The following is a 790-nucleotide window of genomic DNA, read 5'->3' as shown; positions in this document are numbered from 1 at the left end:
GGCTAGCTCGATCGCTTCCTCGGTGTTGCGGAAGGTCATGGTCGCCAGAACAGGGCCGAACACCTCTTCTTGTGCCAATATGTTAGCTGGCGAAACACCTGTGGCGAGCGTCGGCAGATGGTAGTAGCCGGAAGACGGCAGCGCCGCATCCGGCTGCCAGCAGACGGCGCCCTGCCTGGCGCCTTCGGCAACCAGGCCCTTGACGCGGTCAAGCTGGGTCAAGTCGACCAGCGGGCCGATATCGGTGTTCTTGTCGAGCGGGCTGCCGACGCGCAGCCGGCTCATCCGCGTCTTGACCTTGGCGATCAGGGCGTCGGCGATGCCTTCCTGCACCAGCAGGCGCGAGCCGGCGCAGCAGACCTGCCCCTGGTTGAACCAGATACCGTCGACCAGGCCTTCGACGGCGCTGTCGAGATCGGCATCCTCGAAGACGATGAAGGCCGACTTGCCGCCGAGCTCCAGCGACAGTTTTTTCCCGGACCCCGCAGTGGCTTTCCTGATGATCTTGCCGACCTCGGAAGAGCCGGTGAAGGCGATCTTCTGGATGCCGGGATGGTTGACGATGGCCACGCCGGCCTCAGGTCCGCCCTGGACGATGTTGACGACGCCTTTCGGCACGCCGGCGCGTTCGCAGATCTCGGCGAACAGGATTGATGTCAGCGGCGTGAACTCGGCCGGCTTCAGCACCACCGTGCAGCCGGCGGCGAGCGCCGGCGCGATCTTCCAGGCCAGCATCAGCAGCGGAAAGTTCCACGGGATGATCTGGCCGACGACGCCGACGCCCTTGTGG

1 protein-coding gene is annotated in these 790 nt (G+C 65.3%); it reads right to left on the bottom strand.

The annotated features are described in order from the left end of the window. Window positions 1-790: aldehyde dehydrogenase family protein (locus EN984_RS36415; RefSeq protein ID WP_127384445.1), on the bottom strand; the 790-nt coding region annotated here is incomplete at both ends.

Origin of the sequence: Mesorhizobium sp. M7A.F.Ca.CA.004.12.1.1 (assembly GCF_003997835.1) — a bacterium.
GTDB lineage: Bacteria > Pseudomonadota > Alphaproteobacteria > Rhizobiales > Rhizobiaceae > Mesorhizobium.
This window is presented reverse-complemented; position numbering and strand designations above follow the sequence as displayed.